The sequence below is a fragment of the Streptomyces narbonensis genome, assembly GCF_014649015.1.
In the GTDB taxonomy this organism is placed as follows: Bacteria; Actinomycetota; Actinomycetes; order Streptomycetales; family Streptomycetaceae; genus Streptomyces; species Streptomyces narbonensis.
Window position 1 is genome coordinate 231392 of sequence record NZ_BMSF01000003.1, and the last position, 17642, is coordinate 249033.

At 73.7% G+C, this 17642-nt stretch carries 14 protein-coding genes and 1 pseudogene; 5 read left to right on the forward strand and 10 right to left on the reverse strand.

The features are described 5' to 3' along the window. Positions 1-205: 205 nt before the first annotated feature. Genes pepN through IE124_RS07080 form a run of 4 tightly spaced genes read right to left on the reverse strand, consistent with a single transcriptional unit; the run spans position 206 to position 4959 of the window. Positions 206-2692: an aminopeptidase N gene (gene pepN / locus IE124_RS07065; RefSeq protein WP_189505898.1), complete on the reverse strand. Its 2487-nt coding sequence runs from the start codon at positions 2690-2692 to the stop codon at positions 206-208. 58 nt (positions 2693-2750) lie between these two features. After that, positions 2751-3737, reverse strand: a complete 987-nt coding sequence (locus IE124_RS07070) for an asparaginase (RefSeq protein ID WP_189505900.1) — start codon at positions 3735-3737, stop codon at positions 2751-2753. Beyond that, positions 3737-4060, reverse strand: coding sequence for a chorismate mutase (locus tag IE124_RS07075; protein ID WP_189505902.1), 324 nt, complete (start codon positions 4058-4060; stop codon positions 3737-3739). Before IE124_RS07075 ends, IE124_RS07070 begins: the two co-directional genes overlap by 1 nt. 11 nt (positions 4061-4071) lie before the next feature. Next, positions 4072-4959 carry a helix-turn-helix transcriptional regulator gene (locus IE124_RS07080; RefSeq protein ID WP_189505903.1) on the reverse strand — a complete coding sequence of 296 codons (888 nt, stop codon included), beginning with the start codon at positions 4957-4959 and terminating at the stop codon, positions 4072-4074. A gap of 85 nt (positions 4960-5044) precedes the next feature. On the opposite strand from IE124_RS07080, the gene IE124_RS07085 reads away from it, so the two are divergent. Beyond that, entirely contained in the window at positions 5045-6859 is a 1815-nt protein-coding gene (locus tag IE124_RS07085; protein ID WP_189505905.1) for a glycoside hydrolase family 35 protein, read from the forward strand. Between the two features lie 70 nt (positions 6860-6929). Here the strand turns inward: IE124_RS07085 and IE124_RS07090 are convergent, their stop codons facing one another. After that, on the reverse strand, positions 6930-7712 hold the full coding sequence (locus tag IE124_RS07090; RefSeq protein ID WP_229832234.1) for a S1 family peptidase: 783 nt from the start codon (positions 7710-7712) through the stop codon (positions 6930-6932). A 160-nt stretch (positions 7713-7872) separates the two neighbouring features. On the opposite strand from IE124_RS07090, the gene IE124_RS07095 reads away from it, so the two are divergent. The 3 genes from IE124_RS07095 (at position 7873) to IE124_RS07105 (ending at position 11626) form a co-directional block, all read left to right on the forward strand. Next, entirely contained in the window at positions 7873-8757 is an 885-nt protein-coding gene (locus IE124_RS07095; protein ID WP_189505909.1) for a hypothetical protein, read from the forward strand. 56 nt (positions 8758-8813) lie between these two features. Next, the gene (locus IE124_RS07100; protein WP_189505911.1) at positions 8814-10283 is read left to right on the forward strand and encodes an ankyrin repeat domain-containing protein; all 1470 of its coding nucleotides are present in this window, start codon (positions 8814-8816) and stop codon (positions 10281-10283) included. Between the two features lie 437 nt (positions 10284-10720). Then, the gene (locus tag IE124_RS07105) at positions 10721-11626 is read left to right on the forward strand and encodes a tyrosine-protein phosphatase (RefSeq protein ID WP_189505914.1); all 906 of its coding nucleotides are present in this window, start codon (positions 10721-10723) and stop codon (positions 11624-11626) included. Here IE124_RS07105 and IE124_RS07110 read toward each other — a convergent pair. The 5 genes and pseudogenes from IE124_RS07110 to IE124_RS07130 all read right to left on the reverse strand — a co-directional run bounded on the left by IE124_RS07110 (position 11551) and on the right by IE124_RS07130 (position 16051). Beyond that, positions 11551-13236, reverse strand: a complete 1686-nt coding sequence (locus tag IE124_RS07110) for a DEAD/DEAH box helicase (protein WP_189505916.1) — start codon at positions 13234-13236, stop codon at positions 11551-11553. The two genes, IE124_RS07105 and IE124_RS07110, sit on opposite strands and share 76 nt — an antisense overlap. A 243-nt stretch (positions 13237-13479) precedes the next feature. After that, positions 13480-14100, reverse strand: coding sequence for a TetR/AcrR family transcriptional regulator (locus IE124_RS07115; protein ID WP_189505918.1), 621 nt, complete (start codon positions 14098-14100; stop codon positions 13480-13482). 115 nt (positions 14101-14215) lie between these two features. Next, positions 14216-14587 (reverse strand): annotated as a pseudogene (locus IE124_RS07120) (VOC family protein); the annotation flags it as partial. 169 nt (positions 14588-14756) lie between these two features. Next, a complete protein-coding gene (locus IE124_RS07125; protein WP_189505922.1) occupies positions 14757-15476 on the reverse strand; it encodes a vWA domain-containing protein in 720 nt (239 codons plus the stop codon). After that, a complete protein-coding gene (locus tag IE124_RS07130; protein ID WP_229832236.1) occupies positions 15467-16051 on the reverse strand; it encodes a PadR family transcriptional regulator in 585 nt (194 codons plus the stop codon). Before IE124_RS07130 ends, IE124_RS07125 begins: the two co-directional genes overlap by 10 nt. 199 nt (positions 16052-16250) lie before the next feature. On the opposite strand from IE124_RS07130, the gene IE124_RS07135 reads away from it, so the two are divergent. Beyond that, the gene (locus IE124_RS07135; RefSeq protein WP_189505925.1) at positions 16251-17372 is read left to right on the forward strand and encodes an LLM class flavin-dependent oxidoreductase; all 1122 of its coding nucleotides are present in this window, start codon (positions 16251-16253) and stop codon (positions 17370-17372) included. Positions 17373-17642 lie beyond the last annotated feature (270 nt).

Below are 17642 nucleotides of genomic sequence, written 5' to 3' on the forward strand. Positions count from 1 at the left end.
TGTCGGGGTTTGTCCGAGGAGTCGGTTCCTGTGACCCGAACGGGGGACACGGGTAAGGGGGTGTCGTCACATTCCCGTCGTCGTCCGAAGGGCGGCCCTGCGGCGTCTGGTGCGGCGAGAGTGCGTGCCGGAGGCCGCGGGGCTGGCGGGAGTTGGACGGCAGGCCCGGGTGCGGGGCGGTGGTGGCCGCCCCGCGCCAGGGGCGTCAGGCCGCGCGGACCGTGAGGGCCCTGCGCAGGTCGTCGAGCTGGTCGACGAGCTTGCGGCGGAGCGCCGGGATCATGGTGTCGGCGGTCAGGTGGGACTCGCCGAGGGCCAGGGAGTCGGCGTCGATCGCGTACGACGGGAAGGCGTAGCGGCCGGCGGCCTCGGCCATCGCGGGGCCGCGCCGGGCGCCGAGGGCGGTGGCGGCGGCGTAGAAGCGGGGCACGTACTCCTGCACGAGCTCGGCCTGTTCGGGCTGCCAGAAGCCCCTGGCGGTGGCGGTGAAGAGGTAGTTGGACAGGTCGTCGGTGTCGAAGAGCGCCGACCAGGCGGCCTCCTTCGCCGCCGGGTCCGGGAGGGCGGCCCGGCAGTGGGCGGCGCCCTCCTGGCCTGTGGCGCTCGGGTCGCGCTCCAGCTCCGCGGCGATCACCGTCTCGTCGGTGGCGCCGAGGACGGCAAGGCGGGCGAGGATCCGCCAGCGCAGCTCGGGGTCGAGCTCGGGTCCGCCGTGGACGGTGCCCTCCTCCAGCCAGGAGGCGATCTTCTCGGGGGTGGTGGCGCTGTCGACGAAGGTGCGGACGGCGGTGAGGCGCAGGCCGGGGGCGTCGCCGTCCTCGGTGCGGCGCAGCAGGGCGCGGGCGATCTCGCCGATGGTCGCGAGGGCGGCGGGGCGCTCGTCCTCGGTGACGTACCGGTCGGCGATCTGGGTGCGGGCGAAGGCCAGGACGCCCTGGACGAGGGAGAGTTCGGTCTCGTCGGGCAGGTGCGCGAGGGCCGTCTCCAGGTACTCGGCGGGGGCGAGGTCGCCGTCGCGGACCATGTCGCGCAGCGCGTTCCAGATCACGGCGCGGGTCAGCGGGTCGGGGACGGCGGAGAGGCCGCGCAGGACGGTCTCCTTCGAGACCTGGTCGAAGCGCAGCTTGGCGTAGGTGAGGTCGCCGTCGTTGAGGGTGACGAGGGCGGGGCGCGGGCCCGGCAGTTCGGCGGGGGCGGCCTGCGGGACGTCGAGGGCGAGGCGCTCGCGGAGGGTGAGCTCGCCGTCGGGCCGCCGGTCGTAGACGCCGGCCTCGATGCGGTGCGGGCGGCTGCCGGCGCGGTCGGCGGTGAGCTGCCAGCGGGTGCCCTCGCCGTCGAGGCGCGGGGTGAGGGTGTCGACGCCCGTGGTGCGCAGCCACTGCTCGGCCCAGCCGTGGACGTCGCGGTCGGTGGCGGCGGCGAGGTTGTCGATGAAGTCGGCGAGGGTGGCGTTGCCGAACTTGTGCCGCTTGAAGTGGATGTTGATGCCGGCGAGGAAGTCCTTCTCGCCGAGCCAGGCGACGAGCTGGCGGAGGGCGGAGGCGCCCTTGGCGTAGGAGATGCCGTCGAAGTTGAGGAGGGCGGAGGCGGTGTCGGGGACGGCTTCCGGGTCCGGGGCGACGGGGTGGGTGGAGGGTCGCTGGTCGGCCTCGTAGCCCCAGGCCTTGCGGGTGACGCCGAAGTCGACCCAGGTGTCGGGGAAGAGGTCGGCGCAGGCTTCGTTGACGGTCTGGAAGCCCATGTACTCGGCGAAGGACTCGTTGAGCCAGATGTCGTCCCACCAGCGCAGGGTGACGAGGTCGCCGAACCACATGTGGGCCATCTCGTGGGCGATGACCATGGCCCGGGTCTGGCGCTCGGTGACGGTGACGGCGGAGCGGAAGACGAACTCGTCGCGGAAGGTGACGAGTCCGGGGTTCTCCATCGCGCCGGCGTTGAACTCGGGGACGAAGGCCTGGTCGTACGAGTCGAAGGGGTACGGCTCGTCGAACTTCTCGTGGTAGCGGTCGTAACAGGCCTTGGTGACGGCGAGGATCTCGTCGGCGTCGGCGTCGAGGTGGGGGGCGAGGGAGCGGCGGCAGTGGATGCCGAAGGGGAGCCCGGCGTGCTCGGTGCGGACCGAGTGCCAGGGGCCGGCGGCGACGCAGACGAAGTAGGTGGAGAGCAGCGGGGTGGGTGCGGCCCGCCAGCTGCCGTCGGGCTGCTGCTCGGTGATGCCGTTGGAGAGGACGGTCCAGCCCTCGGGGGCGGTGACGCCCAGCTCGAAGACGGCCTTCAGGTCGGGCTGGTCGAAGGCGGCGAAGACGCGCTGGACGTCCTCCATGAAGAGCTGGGTGTAGACGTACGACTCGCCGTCGGTGGGGTCCGTGAAGCGGTGCATGCCCTCGCCCGTGCGGGAGTACCGCATGGTCGTGGTGACGCTCAGCTCGTGCTCGCCCTCGGCGAGGCTCAGCGGGAGCCGGTTGCCGTCGAGGGCGGCGGTGTCGAGGGGCTCGCCGTCGAGGGTGGCGGAGTGCAGGATCTCGGGCTTGAGGTCGACGAAGGTGTCCCCCGCGGCGCGGGCCGTGAAGCGGATGATGCTCTGCGAGTGGAAGGTCTCGTCGCCGGTGGTGAGGTCGAGGTCCACGCGGTAGTGGTGGACGTCGAGGAGCTGGGCACGGGTCTGCGCTTCGTCGCGCGTCAGTACGGACATGGGCCCTATGCTGCCCGATGCCTTCCGCGTCGGGCAGGGGTGGTGCGCCTCCTCGTGATCAGGCGAGTCCGGAGCCGTTCAGATGGGCGAAGGCGGCGGTGAGGCGGGGGCGGTCGTAGCCGGCGGGGCCGGCCGCGCCGCTGGAGAGCAGCGTCTGGAGGAGGATCCGGGCCTTGGCGGGGTCGAGGGGGCCCGCGAGGATCAGTCCGTGGTGCAGGAGGTCGTACTCGGAGCCGGGGCCGCGGTAGGTGTGCGAGAGGGTCGCTCCGCCGCCGGTGCGGGAGGCGAGGACGACCGGGATGCGGCGGGCGAGCTCGGCGAGCGGGTCGACGAACCAGGCGGGGACGTGGCCGGCGCCGAACGCGGCGACGACGAGGCCCTGGAAGCGGTGGTCGACGGCTTCGAGGAGTTCGCCCCGGTCGCCCTGGGAGAGCGTCAGGAGGGCCACCCGTACCGACGGGTCGAAGGTCAGTGGGCAGAGCGCGGCGGGGACGGCGGGGCGGAGCAGGATCCGGGGCTCGCCCTCGACGACGGTGCCGATCGGGCCCGCGCCGGGCGAGGCGAAGGTGGTGACCGAGGTCGTGTGGGTCTTGCGGGCGAGGCGGGCGGCGTGGATCTCGTCGCCGAGGACGACGAGGACGCCGAGGTTCCGGCAGGCGGGGTCGGCGGCGACGGCGAGCGCGGCGGCGAGGTTGGCGGGGCCGTCGGCGCCGGGCAGGTCGGGGCGGCGCATGGCGCCGGTGACGGCGATCGGCTGCTCGGTGGTGCAGAGCAGGTCGAGGAGGAAGGCGGTCTCCTCCAGGGTGTCGGTGCCCTGGACGACGACCACTCCGGAGCCGTCGGCGACGGTCTTGCGGACCTCCTCGGCGAGCGCGGCGAGGTCCTCGTGGGTGATCGAGGAGCTGGGGACGCGCCGGAAGTCGCGGAGGACGACGTCCTCGGGCGCGCCCAGCTCGGCGAGGACCTCCTGGCCGGTCATGCGGGCCGCGTCGCCGCCGCGCGCGGAGATGGTCCCGCCGAGGGTGAAGACCGTGACGCGTGCCATCAGCGTGCTCCGTCCGCGATCGTCTCGTGGTGGCGAATGACCTCGGCGATGATGAAGTTGAGGAGCTTCTCCGCGAAGGCCGGGTCCAGCTTCGCGCTCTCGGCCAGTTCCCGCAGCCGGGCGATCTGGCGGGCCTCGCGGGCGGGGTCGGCGGGCGGCAGCTTGTGCTCGGCCTTGAGGACGCCGACCTGCTGGGTGCACTTGAAGCGCTCGGCGAGCATGTACACGACCGCGGCGTCGATGTTGTCGATGCTCTCGCGGAGCCGGGTCAGGTCGGCCAGTACGGAGTCGTCGACCGGGCGGGGCGGGGTGGAGTCGCTCATGATCTGCGAGCTTAGACGGATCTCGGCAGGATCGTGGGCGGGTGTTCGGGATCCGGTACGCGGTTGCTCCAGCCGCCGTGGACGGCACGCCCCTGCTGCTCGCGGAAGCGTATGGGTGCGGTGCCGACCCGGCGGGTGAAGAGCCGGGAGAAGTAGGCGGGGTCGTCGTAGCCGACGCGGCGGGCGACGGCCGCGACGGGGAGCTCGGTGGCGGCGAGGAGCTCCTTGGCGCGGCCGAGGCGGACGGTGAGCAGGTAGTCCTTGGGGCTGCAGCCGGCGGCGCGGCGGACGGCGGTGCGCAGTTCGGCGGGGGTCATGCCGTGCCGGGCCGCGTGCTCGGCGACGGAGAGGGGCTGGAAGGCGTCGCGGGCCAGCGCGGCGAGGACGGGGTCGCCGTCGGCGTTGGTGTCGGCGCGGGCCCGGCGCAGGGCGACGAGCAGCTCGTGGACGGCGGCGCCGGTCTCGACCTCCAGGAGGGGGTTGCCGGGTCGGGCGGCCCTGGCGATGCGGCCGATGGCGGCGCGGGCGGGGGCGGCGTCGGAGAGGGGCACGACGGGCCGGTCGGGTTCGATGTAGCCGAGCTCGGTGTAGGTGGCGGTGGCGGGTCCCGAGAAGTCGACGAAGGCCTCGTCCCAGCCGGTGCCGGGGTCGGCGGCGTAGTGGTGGGGGGTGCCGGGGGTGAGCCAGATGAGGGCGGGGGCGGTGACGGCGGTGCGGCGGCCGTCGGCGGCGAGGTACCAGCCGCTGCCGGCGGAGACGACGACGGCGACGTGGTGGTCGAGGGTGCGCGGTCCGACGGTGGGGAGGGTGCCGTGCTGGAGGCCGACGCCGAGGCAGACGAGGCCGAGGCGGTGGTGGACGGGGCTGGGCGTGAAGTAGCGCATCCAGGTGTGGTACATGGCGGTGAGGCCCCCTCCGTAACGTCCAAACTGCGACGATCTTTGTCCATGGACCGGTCCGCCGCCAGAGGGCGAGGGTGAGCCCATGAGCACGTTCGCTGTGGGTGACGAGGACTTTCTGCTCGACGGGCGGCCGGTGCGCCTCCTCTCGGGAGCGCTGCACTACTTCCGCGTGCACGAGGCGCAGTGGGAGCACCGGCTCGGGATGCTGCGGGCGATGGGCCTGGACTGTGTCGAGACGTACGTCCCCTGGAACCTGTACGAGCCGGAGCCCGGCCGGTACGGGGACGTGGAGGCGCTCGGCCGGTTCCTGGACGCGGTGGGGCGGGCCGGGATGCGCGCGATCGTGCGCCCGGGTCCGTACATCTGCGCCGAGTGGGAGAACGGCGGGCTGCCGCACTGGCTGACGGGGCCGCTGGGGCGGCGCGTGCGGACGCTCGACCCGGAGTTCCTGGCGGCGGTGGGGGGCTGGTTCCGGCGGCTGCTCCCGCAGGTGGTGGAGCGGCAGATCGACCGGGGCGGCCCGGTGGTCCTGGTGCAGGTGGAGAACGAGTACGGGAGTTACGGCAGCGACCTGGGCTATCTGGAGTGGCTGGCGGAGCTGCTGCGGGCGTGCGGGGTGAGCGTGCCGCTCTTCACCTCGGACGGGCCGGAGGACCACATGCTGACGGGTGGTTCGGTGCCGGGGGTGCTCGCGACGGCGAACTTCGGCTCGGGTGCTCGGGAGGGCTTCGCGACGCTGCGGCGCCATCAACCCTCGGGTCCTTTGATGTGCATGGAGTTCTGGTGCGGCTGGTTCGACCACTGGGGCACGGAGCACACGGTGCGGGACGCGGCGGGCGCGGCGGCGGCGCTGCGGGAGATCCTGGAGTGCGGTGCCTCGGTCAATGTGTACATGGCGCACGGCGGGACCAACTTCGGCGGCTGGGCGGGGGCGAACCGGACCGGTGAGCTGCACGACGGGGCGCTGCGGGCGACGGTGACCTCGTACGACTACGACGCGCCGGTGGACGAGGCGGGGCGGCCGACGGAGAAGTTCTGGCGCTTCCGCGAGGTGCTCGCTCGGTACGCCGGGGGGCCGCTGCCCGCGGTGCCCGAGCCGCCGGCGCGGCTCGCGGTGCCGGTGCGGGGCGAGGCCGACGGCTGGGCGCCGCTGGGCGAGGTCCTGGAGGTGCTCGGCGACGAGGAGCGGGTGTCGCCGGTGCCGCCGTCCTTCGAGGAGTTGGGCGTGGACCGGGGCCTGGTCCGCTACCGGGTGGAGGTCCCGGGGCCCCGGCAGCCGTACACGCTGGGGGTGACGGGGCTGCGGGACCGGGCGACGGTGTACGTGGACGGGGTCCTGGCGGGGGCGCTCGACGCCGAGGACGCGGCGCTGCCGGAGCCGGTCGCCGGGCCCGCCGTGGTGGACCTGTGGGTGGAGTCGCTGGGGCGGGTCAACTACGGGCCGCGGCTCGCGGAGCCGAAGGGGATCACGGGCGGGGTTCGGCACGAGCGGCAGTACCTGCACGGCTTCCGGGCCCGGGGGCTGCGGCTGGACGCCTTCGAGGCGGCGGCGGTCGGCAAGGTGCCCTTCCGCCCGCTCCCGGCGGACGCCGGTCCGGAGGCCGGTGAGCCCCGGGCCGGAGGACCGGCGGGCGGGGGCACCGCCGATGGTCCCGGCGGCTACGGGCCGGGGCTCCACCGGGTCGCGCTGGACGTGGCGGGAGCCGGTGACGCGTGGCTCTCCGTGCCCGGCGGGACGCGCGGGTTCGTCTGGGTCAACGGCTTCTGCCTGGGCCGGTACTGGAGCGCCGGCCCGCAGGAGTCGCTGTTCGTGCCCGGCCCGGTGCTGCGCGAGGGCGCCAACGAGGTGTGGGTCCTGGAGCTGGCGGGCGGGGCCGGGGGCGTACGGCTGGACTGAACGACCCGAGGTGTACGGGGACGGTCACCGTCCCCGTACACCTCGGCTTCCCTACCGGGCGGCGGTGCGGCTACAGCGTGGCCGCGGCCGACTTGATCGCGGCGGCGAAGGTCGAGACCTCCGTGTAGACGCCGGGGTAGCCGGCCCGGGCGCAGCCCTCGCCCCAGCTCACGATGCCGACCTGGATCCAGGCACCGGCGTTGTCCTTGCGGAACATCGGGCCGCCGGAGTCACCCTGGCAGGTGTCGACCCCGCCCTGGTCGTACCCGGCGCAGATCTCCTCGGCGGGCACGAGGGAGCTGCCGTACGCGGACTGGCAGGAGGCGTCCGAGACGAACGGGACGTTCGCCTTGCGCAGGTAGCGCTGCTGCGCGCCGCCCTCGCGGGTGCCACCCCAGCCGGCCACGGTGAACGTGCCGCTGTTGTACGCGGTCGTCTCGGCGATCTTCAGGGTGGGGACCGAGGTGATCGGCGAGGCGAGCTTGATCAGGGCCCAGTCCTTGCCCGTGCCGTTGTAGCCGGGGGCCTGGAGGACCTTGGTGGAACGGACCTTGATGGCGCTGCTGCTCTGCAGGTCGACGACGCCGGCGGTGGCGGTGATGCTGGTGTTGTTGCCGGAGCCGTTCACGCAGTGGGCGGCGGTGAGAACGATCTGCGGGGTCAGCATCGAGCCGCCGCAGCCCATCGAGAGCCTGACCATCCAGGGGAACTCGCCCTGGGCGGCGCGGACGCCGCCGACGACGGGCGCCGGGGCGGCGGAGGCGGTGGTGGGCTGGAGGCTGACGGCGGCCAGGACGACGGCGCCGGCGGCGGCGAGTTTCTGGAGGGCGCTGACCAGGCGGTTCTTCTTCACGCGTGCTCCTTCTTCCATGGGGGGTTGAGCCCGACGGGAATGACATGCGCCCGTCAAGCCATGTCCGGATTATCGACAGCGCTCAACTGCCGCCACAAGAAAGCCTTTTCGGCCAGAACCGGTGAGGGGACCGTACAGTGGACGGGAGGGGGGATCCGGCATGCCGAACCGTCAGGGGGCCGACCGTGTCGGCCACGGCTTCCCGCACCGCGCGGCGGTCCGGGCGTCGCTCACCGCGCTCTACCGGCGCCTCTCCACCGACGGTGTGCACCGTTTTCCGGTGAGCGTGCCGGCCGCCGACATGGCCATCGGCGACGACGAGGACCTCCATCTGGGCACCCAATGCGTGGCCCGCGCGCTCGTCCACCACCTTCGGCTCCCCGACGCCCGCATCGTGGCGAGTTTCCGCCCCATGGAGCACGCGGCGACCGTCGAGCTCGCCGCGGGACCCGAGTACTTCGTCGAACTCAACGACCGCTTCAGGACCCGCCGCCGTGACATCGGCGCGGCCCTCGCCCACGAGATCACCCACGTCCTGCTGCACAGGCTCGGGCTCGGCTTCCCCGGCACGCCGGAGAACGAGATCCTCACCGACGTCGTGACCACCTACCTGGGCGCGGGCTGGCTGCTCCTCGACGCGTACCGCCAGGACGGCGTCGAGAGCCAGAAGCTCGGCTATCTGACCCCGGAGGAGTTCGGCTACGTCCTCGCCAAGCGGGCCGAGCTCTTCGGGGAGGACCCCTCGCCGTGGTTCACCAGCGCGGTGGCGTACGAGGCGTGGGTACGCGGCCGGGCCGAGGCCGCGAAGGAGCTGCGGCAGCCACCGCTCGCCGGCGCGGGCTGGGCGGAGCGGCGGCGGTACGGCAGGGAGCGCCGCCAGGGCGGGGCCGCGGCGGGAGCCCCCTACGCCTTCGACGGCGGCGCCCCGGCGACCGGCGTCTCCTTCGCCTGCCCCGTCTGCCTCCAACGCCTGCGCGTCCCCACGGGCCGGAGCCTGCGGGCGCGGTGCGGGGTGTGCGGCTCCGTGCTGGAGTGCGCGGCCTGACGGCCGTACGGGGAATGGATTTGCGCCATGTGCGGACGGCGCGTCAGGGTCGGCGTATGAGTACGTTGTTCGACGCCATCCGAGCCGGGGACGAGGACGGGGCCGTGCGGGCCCTGCGGAGCGGGGCGGACCCCGAGGGCCGGGAGGACGGGGAGACCGCGCTGTACCGCGCGGCCGTCGGCGACGAGCCCGGGATCGTCCGGGTACTCCTCGCCGCCGGGGCCGATCCGGGGCGCCGCAGCGGGGAGGAGGACAGCGACCTGCCGCTGTGCGGGGCGGCCTGCGGCGGGCACGCCGAGGTGGTGCGGGCGCTGCTCGCGGGCGGCGCGGAGGCCGACCAGGAGGAGGAGTTCGGCTTCACGGCGCTCGCCTGGGCGCTCCGTCTCGGGCACGCCGGGACCGCGCGGGTGCTTCTGGAGCACGGCGCCGATCCGGACCGCCCGGGGCCCGACGGCTTCCTCCCGCTCGTCGCCGCCGCCCGGCGCGGCTCCACCGCCTGCGTACGGACGCTGCTCGACCACGGGGCGGCGGCCCCGGAGGCCGCGCTGCGGGAGGCCCGGCGCTGGATCGGCGCGGACATCGCGGCGGAGCTGCGGCGGGGGCTCGTCGCCGGGAACGACGGCGGGCAGACGTACGAGGCGGTCGTCCGCCGGGTCCGGGAGGACGGCGGGGTGACGGTCGTCGTCGAACTGCTGCGGGAGGACGGCGCACCCACGCGCGGCGACGAGCGGCAGACCGGTCACGCGGCGATCGCCACGCTCCTGGAGGCGGCGATGGGGCTGCGCACCCCGCACGAGGAGCTCGCGGCGCGGGCGCTGCGCTGCGGGGACCCGGAGCTCGACGCCTGGACGACGGCGGTGGCCGAACTGGCCGGCCGGGCCGACGAGGAGACCTTCGTGACGGCGGCGGGCTGGTGCGCCTACCGCGATCCGCTGCGCCGGGCACTCGGCGCGCGGGTGCTCGGCGCACTGCCGGGCTTCGGGGCGAGCGCGCTGCCCGTGCTGCGGCGGCTGGCCGCGGAGGCCCTGCCCACGGCGCGGGAGCCCCTGCTGTCGACCGTGCTCGCGCTCGGTGAGTGCGGGGACGCGGGGGCCGTACCGGAGCTGCTCGCGGCGGCCGGGCATCCCGAGGCGGCGGTGCGGCGGGCGGTCGCGGGGGCGCTGGCCGGGATCGTGCCGGCGGGGCACACGGAGGCCCTCGGGGTGCTCCTCGCGCTGAGCCGGGACGGTGACTCCCGGGTGCGCGACTGGGCGACGCTCGCGCTCGCCGAACTGCCCGACGACACCCCGCTCGTCCGGGAGGGGCTCGCGGAGCGGCTCGGCGACGACGATCCGGAGACGGCGGCGGAGGCGGCCCGGGGCCTGGCGATCCGTCAGGACCCGCGGGCCGTGGACGCGCTGGCCTCGGCCCTGGCGGACGGCGACCCGGACGGCACGGCGCGCGAGACGGCCCTCGCCGCCCTCGAACACATCCGGGACGCCCGGGTCAGAACCCGCCTGGAGTGGACGACGCCACGGCGGGGCTGACGCGGCCCGACGCCGAGGCCGGCGTCGAGACCGACGCCGAGACCGGCGGATGAGACCGACGACGCCCGCGTAGCGGGGGCTGACGCGCGGCCCCGGGCCCGGGGCCGAGGCGATCCGCGCGGGGCCGAGACGGCCCCGCAGCGGCCGACGCGCCCCGCACCGGAGCCGGCGCAGCCCTGCGCCGGGTCCGACGCGCCCGCGTAGCGGAGAGAGTGACGCGCGGCCCGCGCCCGGGGCCGACGCGCCCCCGCACCGAGGCCGGGACCGCCGGCGGACGCGCTTCCACGCGCGCGGTTCATCCCCGTGCGAGCACGACCCTCCCCTACGGCCCCGGGGGCTGCTACCTTCCTCCCGAGTCGCCTAACAAACGTTTGGTGGGCCCGTCCGCCCGTCAGTCGTACGTCCGTCAGTCCGTACGTCCATGAGGGAGTCCCGCCATGCCCCTGTCCCGACGCGCGCTGCTCAGCACCACCGGCGCCGCCGCCCTGTTCGCGGCGCTGCCGGCGAACGCCCAGGCCCGCCCGCTTCCGCGTGCGCTCCGGAACACCATCCGCCAGATCCCGCTCCAGGGCGCGGTCAACGTCCGCGATCTCGGGGGGTACGCCACCTACGACGGCGGCCGGGTCCGTCACGGCCTCGCCTACCGGGGCGACCACCTCGCGAAGCTCACCGACGCCGACCTCGTCACGCTCGCCGGGCTCGGTCTCGGCACGGTCGTCGACCTGCGGATCCCGCTGGAGGTCTCGTACGACGGTGCCGACCGGCTGCCGGCCGACGCCGTCCCGATCGCCCGGCCCATCACCGACAACGGTCTCTTCGGGCGGCTGACGGCCGCGATCGGCTCCCGCGACCCGGTGCGGCAGGAGGAGATGCTCGGCGGCGGGCGGGCCGCCGCCTTCATGACCGAGGTGTACCGGACCTTCGTCACCGACGCCGCCAACCGGGCCGCCTTCGCCCAGACCCTGCGGGACCTGGCCGACCGCCGCCGGGGGCCGCTCCTCCTGCACTGCACCTCGGGCAAGGACCGCACCGGCTGGACCGGCTATCTGCTGCTCAACCTGGTCGGCGTGCCGGCCTCGGCGGCCCGCGCCGACTACCTGGCCTCGAACACCATCCGCGCCGCCTACGACGCCAAGGTGCGCGAGGGGCTCAAGCAGGGCGGGTACATGCAGAACCCGGACCTGATCGTGCCCCTCCAGGAGGTGCGGGACGCCTATCTCGACAGCGCCCTCGATCAGGTCCGGGTCTCCTACGGAAGCCTCTTCCGTTACGTGTCCGTCGGCCTCGGCCTGGAGTTCCGCGACGTGCTGGCGCTGCGGGAACGGCTCGTGCTCGACGCCTGACGTCCGCCGCGGGCGGCTCCGGCCCCGGCGGACGCACCGCGCCCGGCACCCGCGCCGGAGCCGGAGCCCCGACCCGCGCCGGAGCCGCGACCCGCACCGGAACCGCGGCCCGTGGACGAACCGCCGGAGCCGGAGGCGCGCCCCGCCCCCGTCGACGCGGCCGTGGCCGTGCCCGTACCGGCGGCGGGACGGCGACGACGGCCGCGGCCGCCCCCGCTCCCGGCGCCGCCGGCTCCCGGCGCCTTGCGCGGCGGGGTCGGCTGCGGCGTCTCGATGACGACCGGGACGCCCGAGGGCTCACGGGCGCCGGTGAGGTCGGTCAGGTGCTGGTCGCTGGACTTGATCTGCGCCGTGCGCGGGCTGATCCCGGCGTTCGACATCAGTCGGCCCATGTCCCGCTTCTGCTCGGGCAGGACCAGGGTGAAGACGCTGCCGGACTCGCCGGCGCGGGCGGTGCGGCCGCCGCGGTGCAGGTAGTCCTTGTGGTCCATCGGCGGGTCGACGTTCACGACCATGTCGAGGTCGTCGACGTGGATGCCGCGGGCCGCCACGTTCGTCGCGACGAGCGTGGTGACCTGGCCGGTCTTGAACTGGTCCAGGGTCCGGTTGCGCTGCGGCTGCGAGCGGCCGCCGTGCAGGCCGGAGGCCCGTACGCCGTTGGCCAGGAGCCGCTTGACCAGCCGGTCCACGGACCGCTTGGTGTCGAGGAAGAGGATCGTCCGGCCGTCGCGGGCCGCGATCTTCAGCGTGACGGCCTTCTTGTCGGTCTCGTCCATCACGTACAGGACGTGGTGCTCCATGGTGGTCACCGCGCCGGCCGAGGGGTCGACCGAGTGCACGACCGGGTCGTCCAGGAACATCTTGACGAGCTTGTCGATGTTCCGGTCGAGCGTCGCCGAGAAGAGCAGCCGCTGGCCGCCCGGCTCGACCTGCTTGAGCAGCTTGGTGACCTGCGGCAGGAAGCCCATGTCGGCCATCTGGTCGGCCTCGTCGAGGACCGTGATCGCCACCTGGTCGAGACGGCAGTCGCCGCGGTCGATGAGGTCCATGAGGCGGCCGGGCGTGGCGATGAGGACCTCGGCGCCGCGGCGCAGCGCGGAGGACTGCCGGGAGATCGACATGCCGCCGACGACCGTGGTGATCCGCAGGCGCAGGGCGCCGGCGTACGGGGTGAGGGCGTCGGTGACCTGCTGGGCGAGCTCGCGGGTGGGCACCAGGACCAGCGCGAGGGGCGCGGTCGGCTCGGCGCGGCGGCCGGCGGTGCGCGCGAGGAGCGCGAGGCCGAAGGCGAGGGTCTTGCCGGAGCCGGTGCGGCCCCGGCCGAGGACGTCGCGCCCGGCGAGGGAGTTCGGCAGGGTCGCGGCCTGGATCGGGAACGGCTCCGTCACACCCTGCTCGCCCAGAATCCGCAGGAGGCCCTCGGGCATGTCCAGGTCGGAGAAGGAGGCCACCGCGGGGAGCGCGGGCGTCACCGTCTCCGGCGGGGTGAACTCCGCCGGCGGCGGGGGCGCGGTGGGACGACGGCCACCGCGGGAGGCCTTCGGCTGTGACGTGGACTTCGCCGGGGCGGTGCGGGGGCCGCGCTTGTGGGGGCGTTCGGAGCGGGTCATGCGTGCCTTCCTGGCCGGTGCTCGCGGCACAGCCGGGGCCCGCACCTGCGCGATGCGGGCCCCGGCTGTTCGTTCCGGAACACGCGAACGGGCCCCGGCTGCTTCTCCCGGAACACGCGATACGCACTCCGGATGTCTCTACCGGAACAATAGTGCGCCTCAGGACCTTCCCGCCCCGCCCGACCGATGCCCGGACGGATCAGCCCAGGCCCGGACGCCCCTACGTGGGCGACCTCACAGTCGTCACGCGCGTACGGCGACTCCGTCCAGCACCATGGTCAGGTACTGGCGGGCGATCTCCTCCGGGCGGTGCTGCCCGCCCGGCCGGTACCAGGACGCGGCGACCCAGACGGTGTCGCGGACGAAGCGGTAGGTCAGCCGGATGTCGAGGTCGGCGCGGAACACCCCGGCCGCGACACCGCGCTCCAGGGTGCCGAGCCAGGCCTTCTCGAACCTCTCCTGCGACTCCACCAGGTACTGGAAGCGGGGCAGGTCGGTGAGGTGCCGCGACTCCTTCTGGTAGATGGCGACGGCGGCGCGGTGCCGGTCGATCTCCCGGAAGGACTCGGTGACGAGGGCTTCGATGGTCTCGCGGGGCCCGAGCCCGGCGCCGAGGACGGCGTCGTAGCCCTCCCACAGCTCGGTCAGGAAGCTGGAGAGGATCTCGTCGAGCATCGACTCCTTGGAGTCGAAGTGGTAGTAGAGGCTGCCGGCGAGCATGCCGGCGGCGTCCGCGATCTTGCGGACGGTGGTGGCGTTGTACCCCTGGGCGGCGAAGACCTCGGCCGCCGTCTCGAGGAGCTCACGACGCCGCTCGGGCCCGGCGCTCACCTGGGTCTTCTTCTTGCTGGCAGTGTTCGGCACCTGTCCATTCTGGACCCGGCGCGCCGCGCCGGGTGCCCGCCCTGCTCAGGAGGCCCCGACACCAGAGGCCCCCACACCAGAGGCCGGGCGTCGGAAGGCCGAGCCGTCAGGAGGCGGCGGCGCGCTCGGCCGCGCTGCGCTCGACGCAGAACTCGTTGCCCTCCGGGTCGGCGAGGGTCGCCCAGCCGGTGCCGTCGGCGTTCCGCCGGTCGTCGAGCAGGGTGGCGCCGAGGGCGAGCAGGCGCTCGACCTCCTCGTCGCGGGTGCGGTCCTGCGGCTGGAGGTCGAGGTGGACGCGGTTCTTGACCTCCTTGGCCTCGGGGACCTGGATGAAGAGGAGGTTCGCGCCGGGCGACTCGACGACGGCCTCGGGGTCGCCGGGCAGGTCGTCGTCGCCGAGCTTCGCGTCCAGGGCGGCGGCCCAGAAACTCGCCAGGGCGTAGGCGTCGGCGCAGTCGATGGTCACGTGGCGTACGAGAGAGGTCATGGCTTCATGATCCCCCGGGCGCCCGGGAGTCGGCCAACGGATATCCCCTGCGCCTTGCGGCGGTGGCGAGTTGACGACCCTCGCTTCGGCTAGGTCCTGTCGTCAAACTCCCGTCGTCCGCCCGAAGGGCAGGCGGGAGTTCGACGACAGGGCCGAGGGGGCCTGCGGCTCACGAGCGGACGATGCCCTGGGCCCGGGCGGCCGCGAGCCACGCGGGGAAGTCGGAGACGAGCCGGTCGTACAGCTCCGCGTCCGGGACCCGGTGCGGCTCGCGGCCCGCGTGGAAGAAGCCGGCGTTGTCGACGGGCCTCTTTGCCGGCACGTCCAGCTCGTCCAGCCTGCGGAGGAAGTCGAACTGCCGGCTGCCGGGGTCGCCGAAGCCGATGAACTGCCAGAAGATCGGCAGCCGGGCCGCCTTGCACACGTACCGCTCGGCGGCCGGCTTGTTGATCGGCCCTCCGTCGGTCTGGAAGACGACGAGCGCGGGCGCGGTGGAGCCGCTGTCCAGGTAGTGGTCGATAACGGCGTCCATGGCGAGGTGGTAGCTGGTCTTGCCCATGTGGCCGAGGCCGGCGACGATCCGGTCGATGCTGCCGGCGTGGTCGTCGAGCCGGATGTCGGTCTCGGCGTCGATGTCGGTGGAGAAGAAGACCACCGGCACGCGGCCGTCGTCGTCGAAGTGCGCGGAGAGCCCGAGGACCCGGTCGGCCAGGGCCTGGACGGTGCCGTCGGCGTAGTACGGCTTCATCGACCCCGAGTAGTCGACGACCAGGTAGACGGCGACCCGCTGCCCGCCCATGCCGTGCTTCCGGAGGGACTCCCCCGCCGACTTGTAGAGGTTGACCAGCACGGGCGCGGTCTCCTCGACCTTCCGCAGGCTCATGGCCATGGGCGCTCCTTCTCCAGGCGTTCGATGTCCGCGAGCATGGCGTCGGCCAGGTCGCGCTCGGCCGCGTAGTACCGCTCGGCCCAGGTGAGGGTCAGCCGGGGGTAGGCCCACGCCTCGTCGGTCCCGGCGTCCGCCGCGTCGGCCTCGGCCCGCAGCCGCATGGACTCGGCGTACTCCCGGTGTCCGGCCAGGATCTCGCGCATCCGCTCGGGTTCGAGGAGGTGGCCCAGCCAGAGCCGCAGCATCGGCCCGTGCTTGAGGACGGGCGGGTCGAGGGGGGCGGTGCGGGCCCAGGTGCGGACGGCGGCGAGGCCCTCGTCGGTGATTCGGTAGACGCGCTTGTCGCGCGTGCCGGTCTCCGGTGCGACCAGGCGGGAGGTGGCGTAGCCGGTCTTCTCCAGCCGTTTGAGCTCGCCGTAGATCTGGCTGAAGGACGGGCTCCAGTAGAAGAGGCCGAGGGACCGGTCGGACCACTTCTTGACGTCGTAGCCGGACAACTCCCGCCCGAAGGAGAGCAGTCCGAGGACGGCCCAGCTGGTCGCGGGAAGCCCCGGCACGGTCTCGTCATCCACCACGACGGGAAGTCTACGGCTCCCTTCCCTCCTCGATCCATGCCTGCTAGAAGTATTTCGATTAGGCATAGCTCGATACGCATGGCTCGACCTGGCACAGCTCGATCGGACAGCTTGATCAGACAGCTCGATCAGACATAGCTCGATCAGACACAGCTCGATCAGGCGCAGCCGTCCGGCCGCCGCCTCGGGAGGAGCCCCGGTGAAGTTCTCCATGATCTTCGAAGCGCAGCTCGTCGACCCCACCCCCGCACGCGAACGCGCGGTCATCCACGACTGCGTCGAACAGGCCGTCCTCGCCGAGGAGATGGGCTTCGACCGCGTCTGGGCGGTCGAGCACCACTCCCTCACCCGGTACGCCCACATGAGCGCGTCCGAGATCTTCCTGACCTGGGTCGCCGCCCGCACGCGGACGATCCGCGTCGGGCACGGCGTGGTCACCATGCCCTTCGGATACCAGCACCCGGTCCGGGTCGCCGAACGCGCCGCCATGCTCGACGTGCTCTCCGGCGGACGCCTCGACGTCGGCGCCGGCCGGGGCGCGACCCGCCAGGAGATGCGGATGTTCGGGGTGGACCCCGCCGACACCCGGCCGCAGACCGAGGAGGCCCTGCGGATCTTCGCCGCCGCGTGGCGCGAGCCGGAGTTCGAGTGGCACGGCTCCCTCGACATCGGCCCCGGCGCGGTCCTCCCCCGCCCCGTGCAGCGGCCGCACCCGCCCCTCTTCATGGCCTGCTCACAGCACGACTCCCTGCGACAGGCGGCCGAACTGGGCATCGGGGCCCTGGTGATGGGCTTCGCGGGCGCCGAGGACGTCCGGGCGATGCGTGCGGTGTACGACGGGGCCATCGCCGCCCGCGACGGGTCGCGGTGCGTCTCCACCGAGGTCAACGACCACTTCTCGGCGCTCTGCCCGACGATCGTCCTGGACGACGCCGACCGCGCCCTGCGGCTCGGCACGCGCGGCCAGCGCTTCTTCGCCGAGTCGATCGCCCACTGGCACGGGGGCGCCCCCGCGCCCACCGGTTACGCGGAGGACGAGGACCATACGGGAGCACTCGGCCAGGAACGCGAGAAACTGATCGCCCGCCTCCACGAGGCGAACATCCCGGCCCGCCCGGTCGACACCGGCACGTACAACACCGACCACGCCTACGGAGACGCCGCGACCGCGATCGCCTACGTGGAACGACTCCGGGAGATCGGCGTCGACGAGGTGATGTGCCTCATCCAGATGGGCACAGTGCCGCAGGAGGTCTGCCTGGAGACCATCCGCCAGTGGGGCACGAAGGTGATCCCGCACTTCCGCGCGCCGTGCGGGTGATCCCCGCCCGCGACGGACACCAAGGACACCGGGCAGCGCCCACCGACGCGCACCGGAGGACAGGGAGCACAGGGAGCACAGGGAGCACAGGGAGCACAGGGAGCACAGGGAGCACAGGGAGCAACCGTACGCGCCGCCGAACCCACGACGTGTCCCACGACGGACAGCTGCGGACCTTCACCACGAGCACCGGCGCCCACCCAGTCGTCCGGTCGGGGACATTCGGGGGGCGCCGCGCTCAGTTCCGCACGTCGTTGTACGGGACGTTCT

Bases quoted from the DNA above. Each gene is read 5' to 3' on its own strand.
- IE124_RS07095 (WP_189505909.1), top strand. From the start codon at position 7,873: ATGCCGAACCGTCAGGGGGCCGACCGTGTCGGCCACGGCTTCCCGCAC.
- pepN (WP_189505898.1), bottom strand. From the start codon at position 2,692: ATGTCCGTACTGACGCGCGACGAAGCGCAGACCCGTGCCCAGCTCCTC.
- IE124_RS07085 (WP_189505905.1), top strand. From the start codon at position 5,045: ATGAGCACGTTCGCTGTGGGTGACGAGGACTTTCTGCTCGACGGGCGG.
- IE124_RS07105 (WP_189505914.1), top strand. From the start codon at position 10,721: ATGCCCCTGTCCCGACGCGCGCTGCTCAGCACCACCGGCGCCGCCGCC.
- IE124_RS07070 (WP_189505900.1), bottom strand. From the start codon at position 3,737: ATGGCACGCGTCACGGTCTTCACCCTCGGCGGGACCATCTCCGCGCGC.
- IE124_RS07075 (WP_189505902.1), bottom strand. From the start codon at position 4,060: ATGAGCGACTCCACCCCGCCCCGCCCGGTCGACGACTCCGTACTGGCC.
- IE124_RS07100 (WP_189505911.1), top strand. From the start codon at position 8,814: ATGAGTACGTTGTTCGACGCCATCCGAGCCGGGGACGAGGACGGGGCC.
- IE124_RS07125 (WP_189505922.1), bottom strand. From the start codon at position 15,476: ATGGCCATGAGCCTGCGGAAGGTCGAGGAGACCGCGCCCGTGCTGGTC.
- IE124_RS07110 (WP_189505916.1), bottom strand. From the start codon at position 13,236: ATGACCCGCTCCGAACGCCCCCACAAGCGCGGCCCCCGCACCGCCCCG.
- IE124_RS07080 (WP_189505903.1), bottom strand. From the start codon at position 4,959: ATGTACCACACCTGGATGCGCTACTTCACGCCCAGCCCCGTCCACCAC.